The 21,415-nt window shown below is 62.3% G+C and carries 22 protein-coding genes and 1 pseudogene; 13 read left to right on the top strand and 10 right to left on the bottom strand.

The features are described 5' to 3' along the window. Positions 1-18 precede the first annotated feature (18 nt). The gene (locus tag H621_RS0117895; RefSeq protein ID WP_028944714.1) at positions 19-1,146 is read left to right on the top strand and encodes a DUF1120 domain-containing protein; all 1,128 of its coding nucleotides are present in this window, start codon (positions 19-21) and stop codon (positions 1,144-1,146) included. 47 nt (positions 1,147-1,193) lie between these two features. Here H621_RS0117895 and H621_RS0117900 read toward each other — a convergent pair whose 3' ends face one another. The 6 genes and pseudogenes from H621_RS0117900 to H621_RS0117925 form a co-directional block, all read right to left on the bottom strand. After that, positions 1,194-2,615 (bottom strand): amino acid permease, encoded by a 1,422-nt coding sequence (locus H621_RS0117900; protein ID WP_028944715.1) that lies wholly within the window; start codon positions 2,613-2,615, stop codon positions 1,194-1,196. A 631-nt stretch (positions 2,616-3,246) separates the two neighbouring features. Continuing rightward, complete coding sequence (gene rluB / locus H621_RS0117905) at positions 3,247-4,401, bottom strand: 23S rRNA pseudouridine(2605) synthase RluB (protein WP_028944716.1); 1,155 nt, start codon at positions 4,399-4,401, stop codon at positions 3,247-3,249. Positions 4,402-4,554: 153 nt separating this feature from the next. Beyond that, positions 4,555-5,319 (bottom strand): annotated as a pseudogene (gene scpB / locus H621_RS0117910) (SMC-Scp complex subunit ScpB); the annotation flags it as partial. Between the two features lie 14 nt (positions 5,320-5,333). Beyond that, the gene (locus H621_RS0117915) at positions 5,334-6,074 is read right to left on the bottom strand and encodes a segregation and condensation protein A (protein WP_245219092.1); all 741 of its coding nucleotides are present in this window, start codon (positions 6,072-6,074) and stop codon (positions 5,334-5,336) included. Between the two features lie 86 nt (positions 6,075-6,160). Further along, positions 6,161-6,790: an L-threonylcarbamoyladenylate synthase gene (locus tag H621_RS0117920; RefSeq protein ID WP_036990014.1), complete on the bottom strand. Its 630-nt coding sequence runs from the start codon at positions 6,788-6,790 to the stop codon at positions 6,161-6,163. A 13-nt stretch (positions 6,791-6,803) separates the two neighbouring features. Beyond that, a complete protein-coding gene (locus H621_RS0117925; RefSeq protein WP_028944720.1) occupies positions 6,804-7,667 on the bottom strand; it encodes a PHP domain-containing protein in 864 nt (287 codons plus the stop codon). A 66-nt stretch (positions 7,668-7,733) separates the two neighbouring features. On the opposite strand from H621_RS0117925, the gene H621_RS0117930 reads away from it, so the two are divergent. The 6 genes from H621_RS0117930 (at position 7,734) to H621_RS0117955 (ending at position 11,782) form a co-directional block, all read left to right on the top strand. After that, entirely contained in the window at positions 7,734-8,342 is a 609-nt protein-coding gene (locus H621_RS0117930) for a septation protein A (RefSeq protein ID WP_028944721.1), read from the top strand. 1 nt (position 8,343) lies between these two features. Next, a complete protein-coding gene (locus H621_RS0117935; protein WP_028944722.1) occupies positions 8,344-8,643 on the top strand; it encodes a YciI family protein in 300 nt (99 codons plus the stop codon). A gap of 118 nt (positions 8,644-8,761) precedes the next feature. Next, positions 8,762-9,160, top strand: a complete 399-nt coding sequence (locus H621_RS0117940) for an SH3 domain-containing protein (protein WP_028944723.1) — start codon at positions 8,762-8,764, stop codon at positions 9,158-9,160. A gap of 7 nt (positions 9,161-9,167) precedes the next feature. Next, on the top strand, positions 9,168-9,845 hold the full coding sequence (locus H621_RS0117945; protein ID WP_028944724.1) for a response regulator transcription factor: 678 nt from the start codon (positions 9,168-9,170) through the stop codon (positions 9,843-9,845). A 119-nt stretch (positions 9,846-9,964) separates the two neighbouring features. Continuing rightward, positions 9,965-10,378: a Spy/CpxP family protein refolding chaperone gene (locus H621_RS0117950; RefSeq protein WP_028944725.1), complete on the top strand. Its 414-nt coding sequence runs from the start codon at positions 9,965-9,967 to the stop codon at positions 10,376-10,378. A 66-nt stretch (positions 10,379-10,444) separates the two neighbouring features. Further along, the gene (locus H621_RS0117955; RefSeq protein ID WP_028944726.1) at positions 10,445-11,782 is read left to right on the top strand and encodes a sensor histidine kinase; all 1,338 of its coding nucleotides are present in this window, start codon (positions 10,445-10,447) and stop codon (positions 11,780-11,782) included. 94 nt (positions 11,783-11,876) lie between these two features. Here H621_RS0117955 and H621_RS0117960 read toward each other — a convergent pair whose 3' ends face one another. Then, the gene (locus H621_RS0117960; RefSeq protein WP_028944727.1) at positions 11,877-12,434 is read right to left on the bottom strand and encodes an NAD(P)H nitroreductase; all 558 of its coding nucleotides are present in this window, start codon (positions 12,432-12,434) and stop codon (positions 11,877-11,879) included. A gap of 100 nt (positions 12,435-12,534) precedes the next feature. Between H621_RS0117960 and H621_RS0117965 the strand changes: the two genes are divergently transcribed. Continuing rightward, on the top strand, positions 12,535-13,989 hold the full coding sequence (locus H621_RS0117965; protein ID WP_028944728.1) for a TrkH family potassium uptake protein: 1,455 nt from the start codon (positions 12,535-12,537) through the stop codon (positions 13,987-13,989). Here H621_RS0117965 and H621_RS0117970 read toward each other — a convergent pair. Beyond that, positions 13,964-15,031 carry an AraC family transcriptional regulator gene (locus tag H621_RS0117970; RefSeq protein ID WP_028944729.1) on the bottom strand — a complete coding sequence of 356 codons (1,068 nt, stop codon included), beginning with the start codon at positions 15,029-15,031 and terminating at the stop codon, positions 13,964-13,966. The two genes, H621_RS0117965 and H621_RS0117970, sit on opposite strands and share 26 nt — an antisense overlap. A gap of 160 nt (positions 15,032-15,191) precedes the next feature. Between H621_RS0117970 and H621_RS0117975 the strand changes: the two genes are divergently transcribed. After that, entirely contained in the window at positions 15,192-15,503 is a 312-nt protein-coding gene (locus tag H621_RS0117975; RefSeq protein ID WP_028944730.1) for an Mpo1-like protein, read from the top strand. A gap of 95 nt (positions 15,504-15,598) precedes the next feature. Next, entirely contained in the window at positions 15,599-16,192 is a 594-nt protein-coding gene (locus H621_RS0117980) for an HD domain-containing protein (protein ID WP_028944731.1), read from the top strand. 1 nt (position 16,193) lies between these two features. Here H621_RS0117980 and H621_RS0117985 read toward each other — a convergent pair whose 3' ends face one another. Then, entirely contained in the window at positions 16,194-17,003 is an 810-nt protein-coding gene (locus H621_RS0117985; RefSeq protein WP_028944732.1) for a UDP-2,3-diacylglucosamine diphosphatase, read from the bottom strand. 136 nt (positions 17,004-17,139) lie between these two features. Between H621_RS0117985 and H621_RS0117990 the strand changes: the two genes are divergently transcribed. Both H621_RS0117990 and H621_RS0117995 read left to right on the top strand, forming a co-directional pair. Continuing rightward, positions 17,140-17,904: a helix-turn-helix transcriptional regulator gene (locus H621_RS0117990; protein ID WP_028944733.1), complete on the top strand. Its 765-nt coding sequence runs from the start codon at positions 17,140-17,142 to the stop codon at positions 17,902-17,904. A gap of 77 nt (positions 17,905-17,981) precedes the next feature. Beyond that, entirely contained in the window at positions 17,982-18,866 is an 885-nt protein-coding gene (locus tag H621_RS0117995; RefSeq protein WP_028944734.1) for a DMT family transporter, read from the top strand. 3 nt (positions 18,867-18,869) lie between these two features. Here H621_RS0117995 and H621_RS0118000 read toward each other — a convergent pair whose 3' ends face one another. Continuing rightward, the gene (locus H621_RS0118000; protein ID WP_028944735.1) at positions 18,870-19,154 is read right to left on the bottom strand and encodes an Rdx family protein; all 285 of its coding nucleotides are present in this window, start codon (positions 19,152-19,154) and stop codon (positions 18,870-18,872) included. 70 nt (positions 19,155-19,224) lie between these two features. Between H621_RS0118000 and H621_RS0118005 the strand changes: the two genes are divergently transcribed. Next, positions 19,225-21,414: a patatin-like phospholipase family protein gene (locus H621_RS0118005; protein WP_028944736.1), complete on the top strand. Its 2,190-nt coding sequence runs from the start codon at positions 19,225-19,227 to the stop codon at positions 21,412-21,414. Position 21,415: the final 1 nt, after the last annotated feature.

A 21,415-nucleotide genomic window follows, 5' to 3' on the forward strand; every position in this document is an offset into this window, starting at 1 on the left:
CCGACCAAGGACATTTCCATGAAACGACTGCTGACCCTGGCCCTGGCCTGTGCCGGTGCACTCCCCCTCCTGGCTGCCAACGCCGACGAATGCAGACTGCTGAGCAGCCCCGAGCAGATTGACTACGGCACCCTGGATCGCTCCCGGCTCACCCCCCAGCAACCGGCCTTGGCCCTGCCCGAAAAAACCACCCAGATCCACCTCAGTTGTACCCACCCAGTCGACCTCAGCCTGTTCTTCAAGGCCGAATTCCTGGACAGCGAGCGCTGGCGACTCACCGACAACGGTCACTTGCGCATCAAGGCTGGCAATGCCGTGGTTGATGGTGAGCCGGTCGAGCTTGGCCTGCTCAGCCACCCCGGCGCCGCCCCGGGACCTGCCGCCGCCAGCCTGGACTGGCGCCCGCAACATGGCATGACCCCGGTTCGCGCGGGGCAGACACTGCGTGGGCGCAGCCTGAGCCTGACCTTGACCCTAGAGGGTGAGCTGTCCGCTTCGGCCTTCCAGGTCCACGGGATGATCCAGTCCACCGCCAGCGGGCAGTTGCAGGCACCGGCCAGTGGCGCCACCAGCAACCTTGACCTGCACTGGCAGATCCAGCCGGCTGCCTGTACACCGCAGCTGTCGAATAACGGCGTGGTGGATTACGGCAAGATTTCGGCGCAATCGCTGCAACCCGACAAGCGTACACGGCTGCCATCACGCCACCTGAACCTGACCATCAGCTGCGACAGCCCGGCACGCTATGCCTTGCTCATGCACGACAACCGCGACGGCACCGCATTGGTCAACTCCATGGTGTTCTATGGCCTGGGCCTGGACGCCGCCAGCAACCGCATCGGCCTTTTCGAAGTGGTCTTCGACCCCAGACTGATCAGCGCCGATCAAGTGCCCGCGGCCTACCTGACCTACTCCACCGGCGGCGGGACGTATTGGAGCAATGCCAGCGCCCAGAGCAACAGCATCACCAGCAAGACCCTGCTCGCCTTCACCGATGAAGACAACACCACCAAGGGCCCGGTGCCGTTTCGTAACCTGAGCACCAGCATCGAGATCAAACCGGTGATAGCCCCGACGCTGGACCTGGACCTGCGCCAGGACATCTCCCTGGATGGCTCGGCGACCCTCGAAATCGTTTACCTGTAAACGCAAAACGCCCCGCAATGCGGGGCGTTTCAGCTAACAGCGGTGACTCAGTGCTTCAGCGCCTCGGCAGCAACGCTTTCCACAGGCTTGCCACGCTTGGACTTGAGGCTGTAGCAGATAACCATCACCAGCAGCCAGACCGGAATCGCATAGACCGAGATCTGGATACCCGGGATCTGCAGCATGATGCCCAGGATCAGCACCACGAAGGCCAGGCAGATGTAGTTGCCGTAGGGGTACCACAGGGACTTGAACAACGGCGTCTGGCCAGTCTTGTTCAAATGCTGGCGGAACTTCAGGTGCGAGTAGCTGATCATCGCCCAGTTGATCACCAGGGCCGCAACCACCAGCGACATCAGCAGCTCCAGCGCGTGCTGCGGGATGAAGTAGTTGAGCAGCACCGCGACCAGGGTCACGGCAGCCGAGGCCAGGATCGAACGCACCGGTACACCGCGCTTGTCGATCTTGGCCAGGCCGGCCGGGGCATCGCCTTGCGCGGCCATGCCGTAGAGCATGCGGGCGTTGCAATAGGTACCGCTGTTGTAAACCGATAGCGCCGCCGTCAGTACCACGAAGTTGAGGATGTGAGCAGCCACATCGCTACCGAGCAGCGAGAACACCTGTACGAACGGGCTGGCGCCATAGGTGCCGCCGGCGGCATCGAGGCTGGTGACCAGGCTGTCCCACGGGGTCAGCGACAGCAGCACGACCAGGGCACCGATGTAGAAAATCAGGATGCGGTAGATCACCTGGTTGATCGCTTTGGGGATTACAGTCTTCGGCTTGTCGGCCTCGGCTGCGGTGAAACCGAGCATTTCCAGGCCGCCAAAGGAGAACATGATGATCGCCAGCGCCATCACCAGGCCGCTCACGCCATTGGGGAAGAACCCACCGTGCTCCCACAGGTTGCTGACCGAGGCTTGCGGGCCGCCGCTACCGGTGGTCAGCATCCAGCTGCCCAGGGCGATCATGCCGACAATGGCCAGTACCTTGATGATCGCAAACCAGAACTCGGCCTCGCCAAAGACTTTGACGTTGGCAAGGTTGATGGCGTTGATCAGGATGAAAAAAGCTGCCGCCGAAGCCCAGGTCGGGATCTCCGGCCACCAGTAGTGGATGTACTTACCGACAGCGGTCAGCTCCGACATGCCCACCAGGATGTACAGCACCCAGCAGTTCCAGCCCGACAGGAAGCCTGCGAAACCGCCCCAGTATTTGTGGGCAAAGTGACTGAACGAACCGGCCACCGGCTCTTCGACGATCATCTCGCCGAGCTGGCGCATGATCATGAAGGCGATGAAGCCACAGATCGCATAGCCGAGGATCATCGACGGACCCGCCGACTTCATCACCCCGGCCGAACCCAGGAACAGGCCGGTACCAATCGCACCGCCCAGGGCGATCAATTGGATATGGCGATTTTTCAGGCCGCGTTTCAGCTCGCCTGAATGCGTGTTTTGTCCACTCATGAACGAAGTCACCTGCTTGTTTTTATCTGTGACGGAATCGGACCCACCACGCTCGTGGCGCAGCGGAATTAACAAGGTGGTTACCTTGAGGGTTCTTGGCCAACTGCTGCCCATCCAGGGCAAACGCCGTGGTCGAATCAGCCGGGTGTCAGCAAGAGTGCGCGGTACGCATTGGGGTCACAGTTAAAACGCGGCGCATTGTATACCCCTGCAGACGCGCAGGGGTCAACACGTTGCGTGACTGTCTGATGACAAAACGCACCGGTCCTGAGGAAAGGTTCAAGCCTTTGGGGGTAATCGGCGTACATGGCGCCTCCATTTGTTCTTATTGAATGCCCGGCTCTCCGGCCCTGGCTTTGCACACGGCAATGGCACACATCTCAACCCTGCGGCAGCCTTGGGGCAAGCGGTTGACGTTCGCGGAAACCGCTTTAGCGCGGGGTTTTCGGCAAGTTCTGTTTACAGCGACGAGCGGCCACTGGCAGGCCAGGCAAAGGCGCCAATCTTTGTAACGATTTATTTACAAGCCGGTTCAAAAACTTTCCACCCCTTAGCGAAATTTCTGTAAGACACGGATTTTCAAGGCAAAAAAAAGCCAACCCGAAGGTTGGCTTTTTTCCCACACGATACGTTACGGGCGTGGTTTGTTGCGGGTGCTGCCTGGACGCTTCGGTGCTGGCTTGCCGCGCTTGTTCATATCGCTCGGACGCTCGGCCACGGCGCTGCCACGGCCCGAGTCCTTGCGCGGGGCTTCCCCACGAGGCTGACGTGCTGGACGCTCATTACCGCGCGGCTGACGTGCTGGACGCTCCTCACCACGCGGTTGGCGCGCAGGACGCTCGGCCTCACCACGCGGCTGGCGCGCAGGACGTTCGGCGGCGCCGGCGTCCTGGGCGGGGCGCAAGGTGCGCACACGCTCACCACGCCCCAGCGGACGGGTGGACTTACGTTGCAGGCGCTCCAGCTTGTCCTTGGACTTGTGGTTCAAGGTTGGCATGGCCACCGGGGTCAGGCCCACTTCGGCCGCCAGGATATCGACTTCCTGCTGGCTCATTTCGCGCCAGCGGCCCATCGGCAGGTCGGAATTGAGGAACACCGGGCCGAAACGCACGCGTTTCAGACGGCTGACCACCAGGCCCTGGGATTCCCACAGACGACGCACTTCGCGGTTGCGCCCTTCCATCACCACGCAGTGGTACCAATGGTTGAAACCTTCGCCGCCTGGCGCTTCCTGGATATCGGTAAAGCGCGCAGGACCGTCTTCGAGCACGACACCGGCCTTGAGGCGGGCAATCATGTCTTCGTCCACTTCCCCACGCACACGCACTGCGTACTCGCGGTCCATCTCGTAGGAAGGGTGCATCAGGCGGTTGGCCAGCTCACCGTCGGTGGTGAACATCAGCAGGCCAGTGGTGTTGATGTCCAGGCGACCGATGTTGATCCAGCGGCCTTCTTTTGGCCGCGGCAGGCGGTCGAACACGGTCGGACGGCCTTCCGGGTCGTCACGGGTGCAGATTTCGCCATCGGGCTTGTTGTACATGATGACCCGGCGCACAGTCTCGGCAGACTCTTCACGCTTGATCACGCGGCCATCCACGGAGATCGCGTCATGCAGGTCGACGCGCTGGCCCAAGGTGGCATCTTTGCCATTGACCTTGATCCGGCCCTGGCTGATCCAGGCCTCGACATCGCGGCGCGAGCCCACGCCGATACGCGCCAGCACTTTTTGCAGCTTCTCGCCTGATGGCGGCAACGGCTGGGTTTCTTGCAGATCTTTATCACTCATCTGGGCACCTCCCGGTGTAGGTATTGAAAACTGATTAAGGCGAACATGCGCCAAAAAGGTCGCGAATCATACGCTGATCACGCGTGGAGCGCACCTGAGACTAGCTGAATTTATCCAGGCCACCGTCTGTTTCCGCCCGAAGGCCGCCGTTCACTCGCGTGGCGTCTCAGGCTCAAGGTTTTCGGCGTCTTCGACCGCCGCCGTGTCATCGACCAGGTCGTCAAAGTCGGTCTTGAGCCCTTCCTCCATCGAGTCGAGCTCCACCAGCAGGCTGCGGAAGCTGGTTTCTTCCTTCCCGTCTGCTGGCTCGGCACTTTCGTCGGCCAGGGCCTGCAGGTGAGCGGGCACCGGCGCGTCATCGACTTCAAGCAGCGGCTCAGGCTCCATTTCCCGCAGCTCGGCCAGGGCAGGAAGATCGTCGAGGTTCTTGAGGTTGAAGTGATCGAGGAAGGCCTTGGTAGTGGCGAACATTGCCGGCTTACCCGGCACTTCGCGGTAGCCGACAATGCGGATCCACTCACGCTCAAGCAAAGTCTTGATGATATTGCTGTTGACCGCCACGCCCCGTACGTCCTCGATTTCGCCACGGGTGATGGGCTGGCGGTAGGCAATCAGCGCCATGGTCTCAAGCAATGCCCGGGAATACCGCTGCGGGCGTTCCTCCCACAAACGACCCACCCAGGGAGCGTAATCCTCGCGAATCTGCAGGCGATAGCCCGAGGCCACCTCCTTGAGCTCGAAGGCGCGGCCACTGCAGGACCTGCGCAGTACCTCCAGGGCTTTCTTGAACACCGCAGGCTCAGGGCGCTCGGCTTCTTCGAACAGCTCGAACAAGCGCTCCATCGATTGCGGTTTTCCCGAGGCCAGCAAAAAGGCTTCAAGCAGGGGCGCCAGGTCGCGCGGATCGTTCAGGTTCATGGCGTTGCTCGTGGTCACTCGGCCCGGGCGCGGACGTGGATCGGCGCAAAGGGCTCATTTTGCACCAGTTCGATCAAGGATTCCTTCACCAGTTCAAGAATCGCCATGAAGGTCACCACCACCCCCAACTTGCCTTCTTCGGCGCTGAACAGCGCGACGAAAGGCACGAAGCCACCGCCCTTGAGGCGTTCGAGCACCTCGCTCATGCGCTCGCGGGTCGACAATGCCTCACGGCTGACCTGATGGCTCTCGAACAGGTCGCCGCGGCGCAGCACTTCGGCCATCGACACCAGCAGCTCTTCCAGGCTCACGTCTGGCAGCAACTTGCGCACCTTGGCCTGGGGCGCTTCCAGTCGCGGCACGATGATCTCGCGCCCCACCCGACTCAGCCCATCGATACCTTCTGCCGCGGCTTTGAAGCGTTCATATTCCTGCAGACGACGGATCAATTCGGCCCGCGGATCACCCTCTTCCTCCTCGATCTCGACCGAACGCGGCAACAACATGCGTGACTTGATCTCGGCCAGCATCGCCGCCATGACCAGGTACTCGGCGGCCAACTCCAGGCGCACGGTTTTCATCAGCTCGACATAGCCCATGTACTGGCGGGTGATTTCCGCCACGGGAATATCAAGGATGTCGACGTTCTGCTTGCGGATCAGATAGAGCAGCAGGTCCAGCGGGCCTTCAAAGGCTTCGAGAAACACCTCGAGGGCGTCTGGTGGGATGTACAGGTCCACCGGCATTTCGGTCATGGCTTCGCCATAGACCAGCACCAGTGGCAGCTCTTGCTGAGCACCTGCTTGGGGATCGAGGATCGACTCGGTGGTAGGTGCCTGGCTCACGCTTCGACCATGAAGGGCGCCGGGTCGCCGCAACCAACGCGGATCACCTCGGGCTCGTCGCCGGCCAGGTTGATCACGGTGGAGGCCTTCAAATCGCCAAAACCACCGTCAATGATCAGGTCGACATGGTGCTCCAGGGCCTGGCGAATCTCGTAGGGGTCGGTCATCGGCTCGGTTTCGCCGGGCATGATCAGGCTGACGCTCATCAACGGCTCGCCCAGCTCTTCAAGCAGCGCCAGGGCAATCGGGTTGGACGGTACACGCAAGCCGATGGTGCGACGTTTTTCATGGAGCAACAGGCGGGGGACTTCGCGCGTAGCGTTGAGGATGAAGGTGTACGGTCCCGGTACATGCGCCTTGAGCAAACGAAAGATCGACGTGTCGATCTTGGCGAACAGGCCCATCTGCGAGAGATCACAACAGATCAGGGTGAAATTGTGATTCTTGTCCAGCTGACGCAGGCGCCGAACGCGCTCTACGGCATTCTTGTCGCCGATCTGGCAACCCATGGCGTAGGACGAGTCGGTCGGATAGACGACAACTCCGCCCTTGCGAATGATTTCAACGGCCTGTTTGATCAGGCGCGGTTGCGGGTTCTCCGCATGAATCTGGAAAAACTGACTCACGTTCTCTTCCTGTTCAGACGGCCGCGATAGGCTGCTCATGTTTGAATCGACGCCACAAGGGCGGCAAGTCCTCCGGCAATGGCCGGTAGGCACCGATCTCACCCCAGGTGCCTGGGCCATGGAAGTCACTGCCAGCACTGGCCAGCAGGCCGAATTCACGGGTCAGGATGGACAGGGTGCCCACCTGCTCGGCCGGCATCATCCCGTTAACCACTTCCAGTGCCTGGCCGCCTGCTTGAATATAGTCGGCAATCAGCCGGCGGCGCTTGCTGCGGGTTAATTCGTAGTGCATCGGATGCGCAAGGCTTACCCAGGCACCGGACTGGCGCAGGGTCTGGACCGTGTCTTCCAGGGTTGGCCAGTGCAGTTTGACATCGCCCAGCTTGCCGGCCCCCAACCACTTGCGGAACGCCTCAGCACGGTCTTTTACATGGCCTGCTCGCACCAGGTACTCGGCAAAGTGCGGCCGTGCCGGGGCATTACCGCTGTCGCCCAGCTCCTGCTGGACGGCCCGCGCACCGTCCATCGCCCCGGGCATGCCCTTGAGGCCCAACCGTCGGTCGATTTCTTCGGCGCGCAGCCAGCGCCCACGGTGCAACGACTCGATGGCCACCACCAGGGGCTCGGCGTCGAGGGCAAAGTTGTAGCCCAGCACATGGATGGTCGCGCCGCCCCAGGTACACGACAGTTCCACCCCGCTGACCCACTGTATACCCAGGGCCTGGGTGGCGACGCGTGCCTCGACCTGGCCCTCGAGGGTGTCGTGGTCGGTCAGCGAGAGCATCCGCACGCCATGCTCATGGGCCCGGGCGACCAGTGCCGTAGGCGACAAGGCGCCGTCGGAGGCCGTACTGTGGCAGTGCAGATCAACATTCATAGGTGGCGCTTTCGCTGTCATTGATGTTTGTTATTATGCCGTCACATCCTGCTTCTGGCTGCCACTGTGAAACAATTCATCGATTTCATCCCGCTGCTCCTGTTCTTCATCGTCTTCAAGCTTGAACCTCGTGCCGTCGAATTAGCCGGTCACAGCTTCGAACTTGGAGGCATCTTCAGTGCCACGGCGATGCTGATCCTGAGCTCCGTAGTGGTCTACGGCGCCTTGTTCATCCGCCAGCGCAAGCTGGAAAAGGGCCAATGGCTGACCCTGGTCGCCTGCCTGGTGTTCGGTGGCCTGACCCTGGCCTTCCACAGCGAAACCTTCCTCAAGTGGAAAGCCCCGGTGGTCAACTGGTTGTTCGCCGTGGCCTTCGCCGGTAGCCACTTCATCGGCGACCGGGTGCTGATCAAACGCATCATGGGCCATGCCATCAACCTGCCAGAGCCTGTCTGGTCGCGCCTGAACCTGGCCTGGATCGGTTTTTTCCTGTTCTGCGGCGCGGCCAACCTGTTCGTGGCCTTTACCTTCCAGGACATCTGGGTCGACTTCAAGGTATTCGGCAGCCTCGGCATGACCGTACTGTTCCTGGTGGCCCAGGGCGTGTACCTGTCACGCCACCTGCACGACAGCGACCCCACCACCCCGCCTTCCACTCCGAAGCACGAGGATTGACATGCTCTACGCCATCATCGCCAGTGACGTTGCCGATTCGCTGGAAAAACGCCTGGCCGCTCGCCCTGCGCACATCGAGCGCCTGCAGCAACTCAAGGAACAAGGCCGCGTGGTATTGGCCGGCCCACACCCGGCCATCGACAGCAACGACCCGGGTGCTGCCGGTTTCAGCGGCAGCCTGATCGTCGCCGAGTTCGACTCCCTGGCCGCCGCCCAGGCCTGGGCCGATGCCGACCCGTACATTGCCGCCGGCGTCTACGACAAGGTCGTGGTCAAGCCGTTCAAACAAGTCCTGCCGTAACCTCCTGCATGCGGTGCGCCACTGTGCGCACCGCCTTGCGCCTCTTGCCGACGCAACTGCTCATTATTCTCGCCCGACAGCCGACAACCTGCTGAACCGACAAGAATCAGGAGTTCCAATGCGTCAAGGTCCGTTGTCCCTGCTGTGCCTGTTGCTGCTGAGCCCGCTTGCCCAGGGTGAAGAGCCCGCCACCAGCACCCCGCTGTCGCTCAGTGCCGGCAGCCAGATCACCGAGCTTACTCAGCGCCTGCAGGAAAGCGAACGCCTGCGCGAGGCCCTGACCCAGCAACTGCACAATGCCGACAACGAACGCGAAAGCGCCCAACTGACCCGCCTGCGCCAGGAAAACCAGCGATTGAAGCTGGCCCTCAAGGAACTTCAGGCCAAACCCGCTGAGCGACTGATCACCGATCAGCAACAATGGTTCCTGATTGGCGGTGCAGTTGCCCTGTTGGCTGCACTCTGCGGTATCTTTGCCAGCGGCGGACACAGAAAGCGTCGGCAATGGTTGAATTGAGTGAGTCATGAGCGAGCTGTTACTGATTGATGATGACCAGGAACTCTGCGAGCTGCTAGGCAGCTGGCTGACCCAGGAAGGCTTTGTAGTGCGTGCGTGCCACGACGGCCAGAGCGCCCGCAAGGCCCTGGCCGAGCAGGCACCGGCTGCGGTGGTGCTGGATGTCATGCTGCCCGACGGCAGCGGTCTGGAGCTGCTCAAGCAGCTGCGCAGCGAGCATGCCGACTTGCCGGTACTGATGCTCTCGGCCCGTGGCGAGCCGCTGGACCGGATCCTTGGCCTTGAACTGGGCGCCGATGACTACCTGGCCAAGCCATGCGATCCACGCGAACTCACCGCCCGCCTGCGCGCCGTACTGCGCCGTAGCCATCCCAGCGCAACGCCCAGCCAGATCGAAGTCGGCGACCTGTGCTTCAGCCCCGCCCGAGGCGTGGTCAGCGTCGACGAACAGGAACTGACCCTGACCCTTTCCGAGAGCCGCATCCTCGAAGCTCTGCTGCGCCAGCCTGGCGAGCCCCTGGACAAGCAGGAGCTGGCGCAGATCGCCCTGGGTCGCAAGCTCACCCTGTACGACCGCAGTCTGGACATGCATGTCAGCAACCTGCGCAAGAAGGTCGGCCCCCACCCTGACGGGCGCCCGCGCATCGTCGCCCTGCGCAGCCGCGGTTACTACTACAGCCTGTAATGTCAGCAAGGCAACGGGGCATCTTTACGCAAGCTTTACCCTTGCCTGACCGCCGTTGACCTTGATCTCCCTAAACTGGGCACATCCGGTCATCACCGGCCCTTGAAAGGAGAGACACCATGCGCAAGACCCTTATCGCCCTGATGTTCGCTGCCGCACTGCCGACCGTCGCCATGGCCATGCCAGAAGGCGGCCCACGCCACGGCGATCACCACCGCGGTGGAGCGCCTTTCGCCCAGCTGGACCTGAGCCGCGAGCAGCGCCAGCAGATCGGCAAGCTGATGGGCGAGCAAATGAAGAGCCGCCAGGAAATCACCAAGCGCTACCTGGAAAAACTCCCGGCAGCCGACCAGAAAGCCCTGAAAGACGAGCTGCAAGCCAAGAAGGACAAGACCCAGTCCGACATCCGCGCCCTGCTCAAGCCTGACCAGCAAAAGAAGTTCGATGAACTGAAGAAAGAACAGGACCAACGTCGCGCCGAATGGAACGAGTTCAAGGCCTGGAAGGCTGAAAAAGCCACCAAGGCCCAGTAAGCTGTCAGCCACCCGCCCGGCCTGCCCCTGTGCAGGCCGGGCTTTTTGCCGTTGAAGGAGCCTCCCTTGCGTTCATTGTTCTGGCGCATCCTGGCCAGTTTCTGGCTGGCCATCGCCCTGGTCGCCGGCTTGTCGATCCTGCTCGGGCACATGCTCAACCAGGACGCCTGGATTCTCAGTCGCCATCCTGGCCTCAACACGCTGGCACCCAAGTGGACCCAACTGTACGAACAGCAAGGGCCGGAGTCGGCCCAGCGATTTCTTGAGCGACGCAAGCACCGCTTCAACATCGATGTGCAGGTGCTCAACGACAGCGGCGATGCTGTGGTCCCCGGCACGTTCCCGCGTCGCGCAGCGGCGTTCGAGGCCCGCCGCCACAACGATGAACGCCGACTGCCCTGGCGCCGCCTGACCGAGGAGTACACCAGCCCCGACAGCGGCGAGACCTACCTGCTGATCTACCGAATCCCGCACCCCGAGCTTGACGCCTGGCACCGCGACAGCCTGCTCTGGCCGCTCAGCGCGCTGGGTATCGCCCTGGTGGTACTGACCTTGTTCAGCCTGCTGGTGACCCTGTCCATCACCCGCCCGCTGAGCCGCCTGCGCGGGGCCGTACATGACCTTGGGCAAACCACCTATCAACAGAACAGCCTGGCGCGCCTGGCCAATCGGCGCGATGAATTCGGCGTGCTGGCCAACGACTTCAACCGCATGGGCGCGCGCTTGCAGAGCCTGATTGGCAGTCAGCGCCAGCTGTTGCGAGACGTGTCCCACGAATTGCGGTCCCCCCTGGCGCGCCTGCGCATCGCCCTGGCCCTGGCCGAACGCGCCGAACCGGCACAGCGCGAAGCCTTGTGGCCACGCCTGACCCGAGAGTGCGACCGCCTGGAAGCGCTGATCAGCGAGATTCTGGTGCTGGCCCGGGTCGATGCCGAACAGACGCGGGCCGAGCCGATGGACCTGGATGTCGTGTTGCAGACCGTCCACAAGGATGCCCAGCACAGCGCGCCGGAGCAGGACATCCAGCTGCAGCATGAAAGCGGTTTGCGCTTGCAGGGGTGGCCGACACTGATCGAGCGAGCGCTGGACAACCTGCTACGCAATGCCCTGCGCTTCAACCCGCCGGGACAACCCATCGAGATCGCTGGGGTACGCGACAGCGATCGGATCGTGCTGAGCGTGCGTGATCATGGGCCAGGGGTGGCCGAGGAGCACCTGTCACAATTGGGTGAGCCGTTCTACCGTGCGCCTGGGCAGAGCGCAGCCGGGCATGGCCTTGGCCTGGCCATCGCACGCAAGGCGGCAGAGCGTCATGGCGGGAACCTGAGCTTGAGCAATCATCCCCAGGGTGGATTCGTGGCGAGCCTCGAGTTGCCATTGACGGGCCCCGGAACGCCTGGGTGACGGGATAGTGGCTACAGGTGGCTGACAAGCCCCTGTAGCCGCTGGCGACAGCCTGCGATCGGCCGCGCAGCGGCCGTGGTGCTGTACGAAGTGCTTACTGCCCCCAGGCAGTCACAAAATCAGCGGTCGCCAGCACCGGTGCCGTGCGTGGCTCGTTCAGCGGCGTACCCAGGTACAAGAAGGCAACGATCTCTTCGTTGTCCGCCAACCCCAGGCCCTTGGCCACATGCTTGCTGTAGGCCAGGTCGCCGGTACGCCACACCGCGCCGATACCCTGCGCATGGGCCGCCAGCAGAATTCCGTGGGCCGCACAACCCGCTGCCAGCAGTTGCTCCGAAGCGGGCACCTTGAAGTGATCCTGCACCCGGGCAATCACCACCACCAGCAGCGGGGCGCGCAACGGCATGGCGCGTGCCTTGTCCAGGGCCGCTTCGGTAGCGTCGCCCTCGAGCTTCACCGCCTCGGCCAGCAAGGCACCGAGTTTTTCGCGGCCCTCACCTTCGACCGTCAAGAAGCGCCAAGGCCGCAGTTGGCCGTGGTCCGGCGCCCGCAAGGCGGCCTGGAACAGGGCCTCGCGTTGTGCGGCATTGGGCGCAGGTTCCGTCAGGCGTGGAACGGAAACACGGTTGAGCAATGCGTCGAGAGCCTCCATCGGCTACCCCCTGAAGAGAAATGTGCGGCTATTCTAGCGTTTACTTAAAAAGGTCCATAGGTAGAATGGCGCCCTTCCGTTTCGAGTCAGAGCAGATCACATGGCGTTGCCGACCTTAAGGATCATTGGTTTCATCATCGGCATCTTCCTGATCACCCTGGCGATCAGCATGGTCGTGCCCATGGCCACCCTGGTGATCTTCGATCGCACGGGCGATCTGCCGTCGTTCCTGTGGGCCAGCATGATCACCTTCATCGGCGGGCTCGCCCTGGTGATCCCCGGCCGACCGGAACACGTTCACCTGCGCCCACGGGACATGTACCTGCTGACGGTCAGCAGTTGGCTGGTGGTGTGTATCTTTGCCGCCCTGCCGTTCCTGCTGACCCAGCACATCAGCTATACCGACGCCTTCTTCGAGAGCATGTCCGGCATCACGGCCACCGGTGCCACCGTACTCAGTGGCCTGGACACCATGTCGCCAGGCATCCTGATGTGGCGCTCGCTGCTGCACTGGCTCGGCGGCATCGGGTTTATCGCCATGGCCGTGGCGATCCTGCCGTTGCTGCGCATCGGTGGCATGCGCCTGTTCCAGACCGAGTCCTCGGACCGCTCCGAAAAGGTCATGCCACGCTCGCACATGGTCGCCAAGTCGATCGTGGCAGTGTACGTCGGCATCACCGCACTGGGCGGCCTGGCCTTCTGGCTGGCGGGCATGAACGTGTTCGATGCAATCAACCACGCCATGTCGGCGATTTCCACTGGCGGGTTCTCCACCTCCGACCAGTCCCTGGCCAAGTGGACCCAGCCTGCAGTGCACTGGGTCGCAGTCGTGGTGATGATCCTCGGCAGCTTACCCTTTGCCCTGTATGTATCCACGTTGCGTGGCAATCGCAAGGCGCTGATCAAGGACCAGCAGGTCCAGGGCTTGCTGGCGCTGCTGGTAGTCACCTGGCTGGTACTGGGCACCTGGTACTGGGCCACCACCAATCTGCACTGGCTAGACGCCTTGCGCCATGTGGCATTGAACGTCACCTCGGTGGTCACCACCACCGGCTTCGCCCTGGGTGACTACAGCCTGTGGGGCAACTTTTCACTGATGCTGTTCTTCTACCTGGGCTTTATCGGGGGATGCTCCGGCTCGACCGCCGGCGGGATCAAGATCTTCCGTTTCCAGGTCGCCTATATCCTGCTCAAGGCCAACCTCAATCAGTTGATCCACCCGCGCGCGGTGATCAAGCAGAAGTACAACGGTCACCGCCTCGACGAAGAAATCGTCCGTTCGATCCTGACGTTCTCGTTCTTCTTCGCCATCACCATCTGCGTGATCGCGTTGCTGCTGTCGCTGCTTGGGGTCGACTGGATGACGGCGCTGACCGGCGCCGCCAGCACCGTGTCGGGGGTCGGCCCTGGCCTTGGCGAAACTATCGGCCCGGCCGGCAATTTCGCCACCCTGCCGGATGCTGCCAAGTGGATCCTGGCGTTCGGCATGCTGCTGGGACGCCTGGAGATCATTACGGTACTGGTGCTGTTTATGCCGGCGTTCTGGCGTCACTGACCGCTGCTTCGGCGTCCGGTTCGGGCGCCGGTGTGCTGGTAGCAATCCGTGCCCGGTATTCGCCGGGAGTGACATCAAACCAGCGACGAAAAGCCCGGAAAAAGTTGCTCGGATCGGCAAAACCCAACAGGTAGGCGGTCTCCAACAGAGTCATGTTTGGCTGCGCCAGGTACTGCTCCGCCAGTTCGCGACGGGTATCGTCAAGCAGTGTCTGGAAGCTGGTGCCTTCTTCCTGCAAGCGCCGCTGCAGGGTGCGCTGCGACAAGTGCAGTGCCTGGGCAATCGTCTCGCGCTTGGGCTCGCCCTGGGGCAATACCCGGCACAGCACCTGGCGAGCACGATGGGTTACGCGGCTTTCGGAAAAACGCGCCAGGTACTCCCCGGCAAAGCGATCATGCAAGGTGGCCATGGCCTCGTTGGCGGTGGGCAGGGGGGCCTCCATGTCGGCACGCTCGAACACCAGCGCATCATGGGCTGCGCCAAACAACAGCGGCGAATGAAAGGCTACCTTGTAGGGCGTGACATCAACCGGCTGTGGCCCCTGGATCAGCACCCGCCGGGGCTGGATCACTCGCCCACTGAGCCAGCTGCACAACGACAATGCGCAAGCCAGTGACGCTTCGGCACTGTGCCGGGTAGGCGGCAGGTGATCACCGTGGACAGTGAGGATCAAGGCATAGCCGTCGGGTTCCAGGCGGAAGCTCAGGTCTGAGCTCTCGGCGATGATGCGCTGATAGCGCACCAGGCGCTCGAACCCCTCGGCCAGGGTTCGGCTCGACATCAGGGCATAGCCAACCACATGGAAAGACGCCGGGCGTACTACCCGGGCCATGTTCAGCCCGATCGCCTGGTTGCCGGACAGGTCGACCGCCAGTTGCCAGAGGCGGGTCATGGAGTCCTGGGTGAAACGGGCGTCGGGGTCATCCAGGGCGGCAAAGTCCAGGCCGAGCTTTTTGAACATGGCACGACAATCCAGCCCTTCGAGCTCGAGTGCCTTGACGATCCCTGATGCCCAGCTTGCTGACGTGGTTCTCTCGCTCATGGCTGGCTTCTTATGTTCGAACTGACCGCTCCTGCGGCGAACTCAAAGGATACTTAATTGGCGCCTATTGTCACTGCTCTGTAGTGTTAGTCACTCTAGACTCAGATCAGGCTCCACGCCGTGTATCTTCGTCAGTATCGACAGTCCCGGGAGCAGTGCCGTGAACAGCCCCCAGCAATTTCGCAGCTTTGCCGAGTTCTATCCCTATTATCTGGAGGAGCACAGCAACCCCACCTGTCGTCGCCTGCACTTTGTCGGCACAACGCTGGTGATCGCCCTGCTCGCCTACACCATGGCCAGCGGCACCTGGCTACTGCTACTTGCCGTGCCCCTTGCCGGTTATGGCTTTGCCTGGGTCGGGCACTTCTTTTATGAAAAGAACCGTCCAGCCACCTTCAAGCACCCGCTGTACAGCCTGATCGGCGATTTCGCCATGTACCGCGACATGCTGCGTGGAAAAGTATCGTTCTGATTTCGGCCCACAAGGTCAGAAACCCGTCTTCATTGGCCACTGTCCCGACAGGCGGTCGCGCTACAGTGGGTTGCCCTACCGCCCCTGGAGCGCCGATGAATCAGCAGGCCCGTTTCACCCATATGCAAGACGGCACCCAGCAGGACTGGGCGATCATCGCCAGTGACTTCAGGGCCTATGCCAGCCAGTTGGCTGAACGGATCCTCGCGCACCTGCGCTTGCTCGACGGCGACTTTGGTGGCTTTCCCATCGACCGTCTCAGTCATTCCCTGCAGACCGCTACCCGCGCATGGCGTGATGGGCGCGACGAAGAGTACGTGATCTGCGCCCTGCTCCACGACATCGGCGACACCCTGGGCAGCTACAACCACCCCGACATTGCCGCCGCCATCCTCAAGCCCTTCGTCAGCGCTGAAAACCTGTGGATGGTCGAAAAGCACGGGATCTTCCAGGGCTACTACTTTTTCCACCATCTGGGGATGGATCGACACCTGCGCGAGCAGTTCCAGCACCACCCGCAGTACCAGCAAACCATCGAATTCTGCGCCCGCTACGATGCCGCCGCCTTCGACCCGGCCTACGACAATCTGCCGCTGAGTTTCTTCGAGCCCATGCTCAAGCGCCTGTTCGCCCAGCCACGCCAGTCGATCTACAAGGCGGCATTGCAGCAGATGAGCGAAAACGCCTGAGTCAAACCAGCTCCAGCCCGGCCAGGCGCCGCGCCTCGCGGGCCTGGGCGTCGGCCAGGCGGTAGAGTTCTATACTGCCGTCCCAATGTTCGATCAGGGCCGTACATGACTCGACCCAATCGCCGCAATTCAAATAGTCGACCCCGCCTACCTTGCGAATCTCGGCATGGTGGATATGCCCGCACACCACCCCATGAAACCCGCGCTTGACGCACTCATGGGCAATGGCCTCTTCAAAATCGCTGATGAAACTGACCGCCGACTTGACCTTGTGCTTCAAGTACGCCGACAACGACCAGTACCCGTAGCCATAGCGAGCACGCCAGTGGTTGAGCCAACGATTCAAGGTCAGTGTGAATTCATAGGCCGAGTCCCCGAGGAACGCCAGCCAGCGGTGATAACGGGTAATGACATCGAACTGGTCGCCATGGATAACCAGCAACCGACGACCGTCGGCGGTCAGGTGTTCGGCCTGATCGACCAGTTGGATATTGCCCAGCACCAGTTTGGAGTAGCGCCGCAGAAACTCATCATGGTTGCCGGTGACATAGATCACCTCGGTGCCGCGCTTGCTCATGGTCAGCAGGCGGCGGATCACGTTGGTGTGTGCCTGGGGCCAATACATGCCGCCACGCAGCTTCCAGCCGTCGATAATGTCGCCCACCAGGTAGATCCGATCGGCCTGGAACCCCTTGAGAAAGTGCGACAGGTGTTCGGCCTGACAGTCTCGGGTGCCCAGGTGTACGTCGGAAATCCACAACGTGCGCACACGCTGCTTGCGTGAAGGTCTGACAAGCTCGGCATGGCTCATGAGCGGGCTCCGGGGCTGTTTTGTCGAGCGTGCCAGTGGGCAGTGAAGCCAAGGTGACGAAACCACGTCGATCTGATGACACACCCGCTGCCCGCGCCAGCCTGTACACTGCCGCCACTGCCTGGAGGACACTGCAATGAGCGGCAGCTCGCTACTTTCCCTGCGCCATTATCGCGACGACCTGATCGCCCACAGCCATGAGCACCCGCAGTTGGTGTTCGGCCTGCGCGGGCAACTGGACTTCGAGCTCGATGGCCGTGGCGCGCGGGTTGACCGCCAAGGCTTGATGGTAGTGCCGGCAGGCGCCCACCACACCTGTGGCAGCGCAGCAGGCAGCCATTGCCTGGTGCTCGACGTGCCAGGTGATACGTGGCTTTCCCGAAGCCTTGGCGAACATACCTCGGCCAGCCAGCGCCTGGTCGAACACCGTGGTCCGTTGAACCTGGACAATCGCCAGCAGCAACTGGTCGACTGGCTGGCGGCAAGCCCAGTGGACGACCCGGTGATAGCCCAGCAAGGTGCCGTATTGCTGCTTGCCAGCCTCTGCAGCGTCCAGGTTCCGGTTGTTGAGCAGAAGCTGTTGCCCTACGCCGCCTTTGATGTCCACATCGACCAACACGCCGCCCATCCTCTGCAAGTGGCCGACCTGGCCCGCCTGGCCGGCCTCTCCAGTGCCCGCCTGCATGCCCGCTTCATGCTCGAAGCGGCCATGACGCCCATGGATTACATCCGCCAGCGCCGGCTGCTGCAGGCGCGCAAACTATTGGTCGAAACCTCCTTGGCCATCGGCGAAATTGCCAGCCGGGTCGGGTACAGCTCACAAAGCGCATTTTCGGCGGCCATGCTCAAGGCGTTCGGTCGTGCGCCCCGGGACATGCGACGAGAGCCTGACGACAACTGACGCGAGGAACGCGACAGACAGCCGCCGCCACAGCCTCGTAGACTGGCCGGGCTGTCCCGCCTACCAAAAGGATCACCATGAACCACCGCACTGCCCTCGGCGCCCTGCACATCGGCGCGCTGTTCTTTGGCCTGACCGGCGTCTTCGGCAAGTTGGCCCAGGCGGCACCGTCGATCCTCGTCTTCGGCCGTGCTGCCTTTGCCGTGCTGGCGCTGGCGATTTTCGCCGGTTGCGCGCGCAAGGGCTGGCAACCGCTGCAAGGCCAGGACTGGCGCCGCCTGCTGCTGGGCGGCATTTTGCTGGCCGGACACTGGGTGAGTTTTTTCATTGCCGTCAAAGTTGCCGGGGTCGCCATCGCCACCCTGGGCTTTGCCAGCTTCCCGGCCTTTACCGTGATACTCGAAGGGCTGCTGTTTCGCGAGCGGATCCGCAGCAACGAAATCATCCTGGTACTGCTGGTAAGCATCGGCCTGGTCCTGGTCACCCCGGATTTCGACCTGGCCAGCCAGGCCACCGGCGGTCTGCTCTGGGCCTTATTGTCGGGCCTGTTGTTTTCATTGCTGTCACTGACAAACCGCGCGTCCAACGGACGTATCCCAGCCGTGCAGGCAGCGTTGTGCCAGAACGCCGTGGTCGCCCTGTGCCTGTTGCCGGCTGCGGCCCCCGCGCTGGCTGATGTGCCCGCGATGGACTGGTTGTGGATTGCGTTGCTGGGGGTGTTCTGCACCGGTGTTGCCCATAGCCTGTTCGTCGCAAGCCTGGCAGTGATCAAGGCTCGCACTGCAGCGGTGGTGTTCGCCCTGGAACCGGTCTATGGCATTGCCATGGCCTGGCTGATCTTCGCCGAGACCCCGACGCTGCGCATGTTGCTGGGTGGTGCCTTGATCATCCTGGCCATCGTCATCTCCAGCCGCCTGGCGGCCAGCAACACGACCGTCAAGACGGCTGCGGCGCAAGGTTGAGGCTCACGGGCGGTCGTTGTGGCCCAGGTCGCGCTGTGGGTCGATCTGGTCGCGCACGCGCTGCTTGAGCACCTTGGCCTCGGGAAAGCCGCCATCGGCCTTGCGCTCCCAGATCAGCACACCGTCGCAAGTGATACGGAAGGCGCCGCCGGTGGCAGGCTCCAAGGCAACACGGGCCAGATCTTCACCAAAGGTGCTGAGCAGCTCCTGGGCAAGCCAGGCAGCACGCAGCAGCCACTGGCACTGGGTGCAATAGGTGATGACAATTTCAGCTTTGTGCGCATTCATGGGACGAAAGACTCCTGACAGGCGGGCGCGCTTATACTAGCGGTCTTTAGCCTTAGCTCCGAGAGCCATGATGCACCGCCTGCTGTTGAGCCTGCTGCTGTTCGTCGTTTCCTTTCCACTTCTGGCTGCCGAACCACCACGACCGAAAGTCGGCCTGGTGCTGTCGGGCGGTGCCGCTCGTGGCCTGGCCCATATCGGTGTGCTCAAGGCCCTGGAGGAGCAAGGTATCCAGGTCGATGCCATCGCCGGCACCAGTATGGGCGCGGTGGTCGGCGGCCTGTACGCCTCCGGCTACAAAGTCGAAGAGCTGGAAAAGCTCGCCCTGGGTATCGACTGGCAACAGGCGCTGTCGGACGCCCCGCCCCGCAAGGACGTCCCGTTCCGGCGCAAGCAGGATGATCGTGACTTTCTGGTCCAACAGAAGCTGAGCTTTCGCGACGATGGCAGCCTTGGCCTGCCGCTGGGGGTGATCCAGGGACAGAACCTGGCCCTGCTGCTGGAAAGCATGCTTGCCCATACCAGTGACACCCGTGACTTCGACAAACTGCCAATTCCGTTCCGCGCAGTGGCCACCGACATCGCCAGCGGCGAGAAAGTGGTATTCCGCCGTGGTCACCTGCCCCAGGTAATTCGCGCCAGCATGTCGATCCCGGCGGTGTTCGCCCCGGTGGAACTGGATGGCCGCCTGCTGGTGGATGGCGGCATGGTCGATAACATTCCCCTGGACGTCGCCCGCGAGATGGGCGTCGATATGGCGATCGTCGTTGATATCGGCACCCCGTTGCGCAGCCGCAAAGAGTTGGCAACCGTGGTCGATGTGCTCAATCAGTCGATCACCCTGATGACCCGTCGCAACTCCGAAGAGCAGTTGGCAGCCCTGCACCGTGACGACATCCTGATCCAGCCGCCGCTGGCCAGCTTCGGTGTGACCGACTTTGGCCGTGCCCAGGAAATGATCGATGCCGGCTACCGGGCCGCCCGCGCCCTGGACGCGCGCCTGGCGGTGCTCAAGCGTCCGGAAAACATCGATGCCGAACTGGATGTCGCCCGCTCGCCAAGCCAGCGCAATCCGGTGATCACCGCTATCAGGATCGAGAACGACTCCAAGGTCAGCGATGACGTGATCCGCTTCTATATTCGCCAGCCGATCGGTGAGCCACTGGAACTGGGTCGCCTGCAGACCGACATGGGTACCCTGTATGGCCTGGACTACTTCGATCGGGTCCAATACCGGGTTGTCCACAAGGGCAGCGACAACACCCTGGTGATCAACGCCCGCGGTCGACGCGGCGGTACCGACTACCTGCGCCTGGGCCTGAACCTGTCGGATGACATGCGCGGCGACAGCGCCTTCAACATTGGCGCAAGCTATCGGGTCAACGGCATCAACGAGCTGGGCGCCGAATGGCTGACCCGGGCGCAGATTGGTGATCAGCAGGAACTCTACAGCGAGTTCTATCAACCACTGGATGCCGGCTCGCGCTACTTCGTCGCCCCCTACCTGGACCTGGGCTCACAGAATGTCGAAGCCACTCTGGACGACGACCCGGTAGCCGAATACCGCCTGCAGCGCTACGGCTTCGGCCTGAACCTGGGCCGCCAGATAGGCAACAGCGGTGAAGTACGCTTTGGTGTCGGCCAGGCCTGGGGCAAGGCGGATGTACGCATCGGCGACCAGGACCTGCCGCATTTCAGCTTCAACGAGGGCTTCTACGAGCTGAAGTACTCCTTCGACACCCTGGACAACGTCTACTTCCCGCACGAAGGTGAAGACATCAGCCTGACCCTGCGGCAGTTCGAGCCGGACCTTGGCTCTGACCAGCGTTACCGGCAGTGGAACTTCAAACTGGACAAGGCCTTGAGCAGCGGGCCCAACACCTGGGTACTGGGCACCCAGTACGGTCGCACGCTGGATGACGCCGATGTGATCACTTCAAGCTTTGTGTTCGGCGGTGCCAGGCAGCTTTCAGGCTTTCGCCAGGACTCGGTGTCCGGCCAGAACATGAGCCTGATGCGCGTGGTCTATTACCGCAGGCTGACCCCACGCGCCTACCTGCCGCTGGACTTCCCGCTGTACCTGGGCGGGTCGCTCGAGCGAGGCAGGGCCTGGAACAATGACAACGAGTTCGACAGTGGCTACATCAATGCAGCCAGCATCTTCGTTGGGTTCGAGACGCCCCTGGGACCGCTGAACTTCAGCTACGGGGCAAACAGCGAGAATCAGAAGGCGTTGTACCTGAACCTGGGTCACACCTTCTGAA

The organism is Pseudomonas vranovensis DSM 16006, from assembly GCF_000425805.1.
GTDB classification, from domain to species: Bacteria; Pseudomonadota; Gammaproteobacteria; order Pseudomonadales; family Pseudomonadaceae; genus Aquipseudomonas; species Aquipseudomonas vranovensis.

What these genes read in the sequence shown, in the direction of transcription:
- H621_RS0117895 (WP_028944714.1), top strand. Translation starts at nt 19, where the DNA reads ATGAAACGACTGCTGACCCTGGCCCTGGCCTGTGCCGGTGCACTCCCC.
- H621_RS0117900 (WP_028944715.1), bottom strand. Translation starts at nt 2,615, where the DNA reads ATGAGTGGACAAAACACGCATTCAGGCGAGCTGAAACGCGGCCTGAAA.
- rluB (WP_028944716.1), bottom strand. Translation starts at nt 4,401, where the DNA reads ATGAGTGATAAAGATCTGCAAGAAACCCAGCCGTTGCCGCCATCAGGC.
- H621_RS0117915 (WP_245219092.1), bottom strand. Translation starts at nt 6,074, where the DNA reads ATGACCGAAATGCCGGTGGACCTGTACATCCCACCAGACGCCCTCGAG.
- H621_RS0117925 (WP_028944720.1), bottom strand. Translation starts at nt 7,667, where the DNA reads ATGAATGTTGATCTGCACTGCCACAGTACGGCCTCCGACGGCGCCTTG.
- H621_RS0117935 (WP_028944722.1), top strand. Translation starts at nt 8,344, where the DNA reads ATGCTCTACGCCATCATCGCCAGTGACGTTGCCGATTCGCTGGAAAAA.
- H621_RS0117940 (WP_028944723.1), top strand. Translation starts at nt 8,762, where the DNA reads ATGCGTCAAGGTCCGTTGTCCCTGCTGTGCCTGTTGCTGCTGAGCCCG.
- H621_RS0117945 (WP_028944724.1), top strand. Translation starts at nt 9,168, where the DNA reads ATGAGCGAGCTGTTACTGATTGATGATGACCAGGAACTCTGCGAGCTG.
- H621_RS0117950 (WP_028944725.1), top strand. Translation starts at nt 9,965, where the DNA reads ATGCGCAAGACCCTTATCGCCCTGATGTTCGCTGCCGCACTGCCGACC.
- H621_RS0117960 (WP_028944727.1), bottom strand. Translation starts at nt 12,434, where the DNA reads ATGGAGGCTCTCGACGCATTGCTCAACCGTGTTTCCGTTCCACGCCTG.
- H621_RS0117965 (WP_028944728.1), top strand. Translation starts at nt 12,535, where the DNA reads ATGGCGTTGCCGACCTTAAGGATCATTGGTTTCATCATCGGCATCTTC.
- H621_RS0117970 (WP_028944729.1), bottom strand. Translation starts at nt 15,031, where the DNA reads ATGAGCGAGAGAACCACGTCAGCAAGCTGGGCATCAGGGATCGTCAAG.
- H621_RS0117980 (WP_028944731.1), top strand. Translation starts at nt 15,599, where the DNA reads ATGAATCAGCAGGCCCGTTTCACCCATATGCAAGACGGCACCCAGCAG.
- H621_RS0117985 (WP_028944732.1), bottom strand. Translation starts at nt 17,003, where the DNA reads ATGAGCCATGCCGAGCTTGTCAGACCTTCACGCAAGCAGCGTGTGCGC.
- H621_RS0117990 (WP_028944733.1), top strand. Translation starts at nt 17,140, where the DNA reads ATGAGCGGCAGCTCGCTACTTTCCCTGCGCCATTATCGCGACGACCTG.
- H621_RS0117995 (WP_028944734.1), top strand. Translation starts at nt 17,982, where the DNA reads ATGAACCACCGCACTGCCCTCGGCGCCCTGCACATCGGCGCGCTGTTC.
- H621_RS0118000 (WP_028944735.1), bottom strand. Translation starts at nt 19,154, where the DNA reads ATGAATGCGCACAAAGCTGAAATTGTCATCACCTATTGCACCCAGTGC.
- H621_RS0118005 (WP_028944736.1), top strand. Translation starts at nt 19,225, where the DNA reads ATGCACCGCCTGCTGTTGAGCCTGCTGCTGTTCGTCGTTTCCTTTCCA.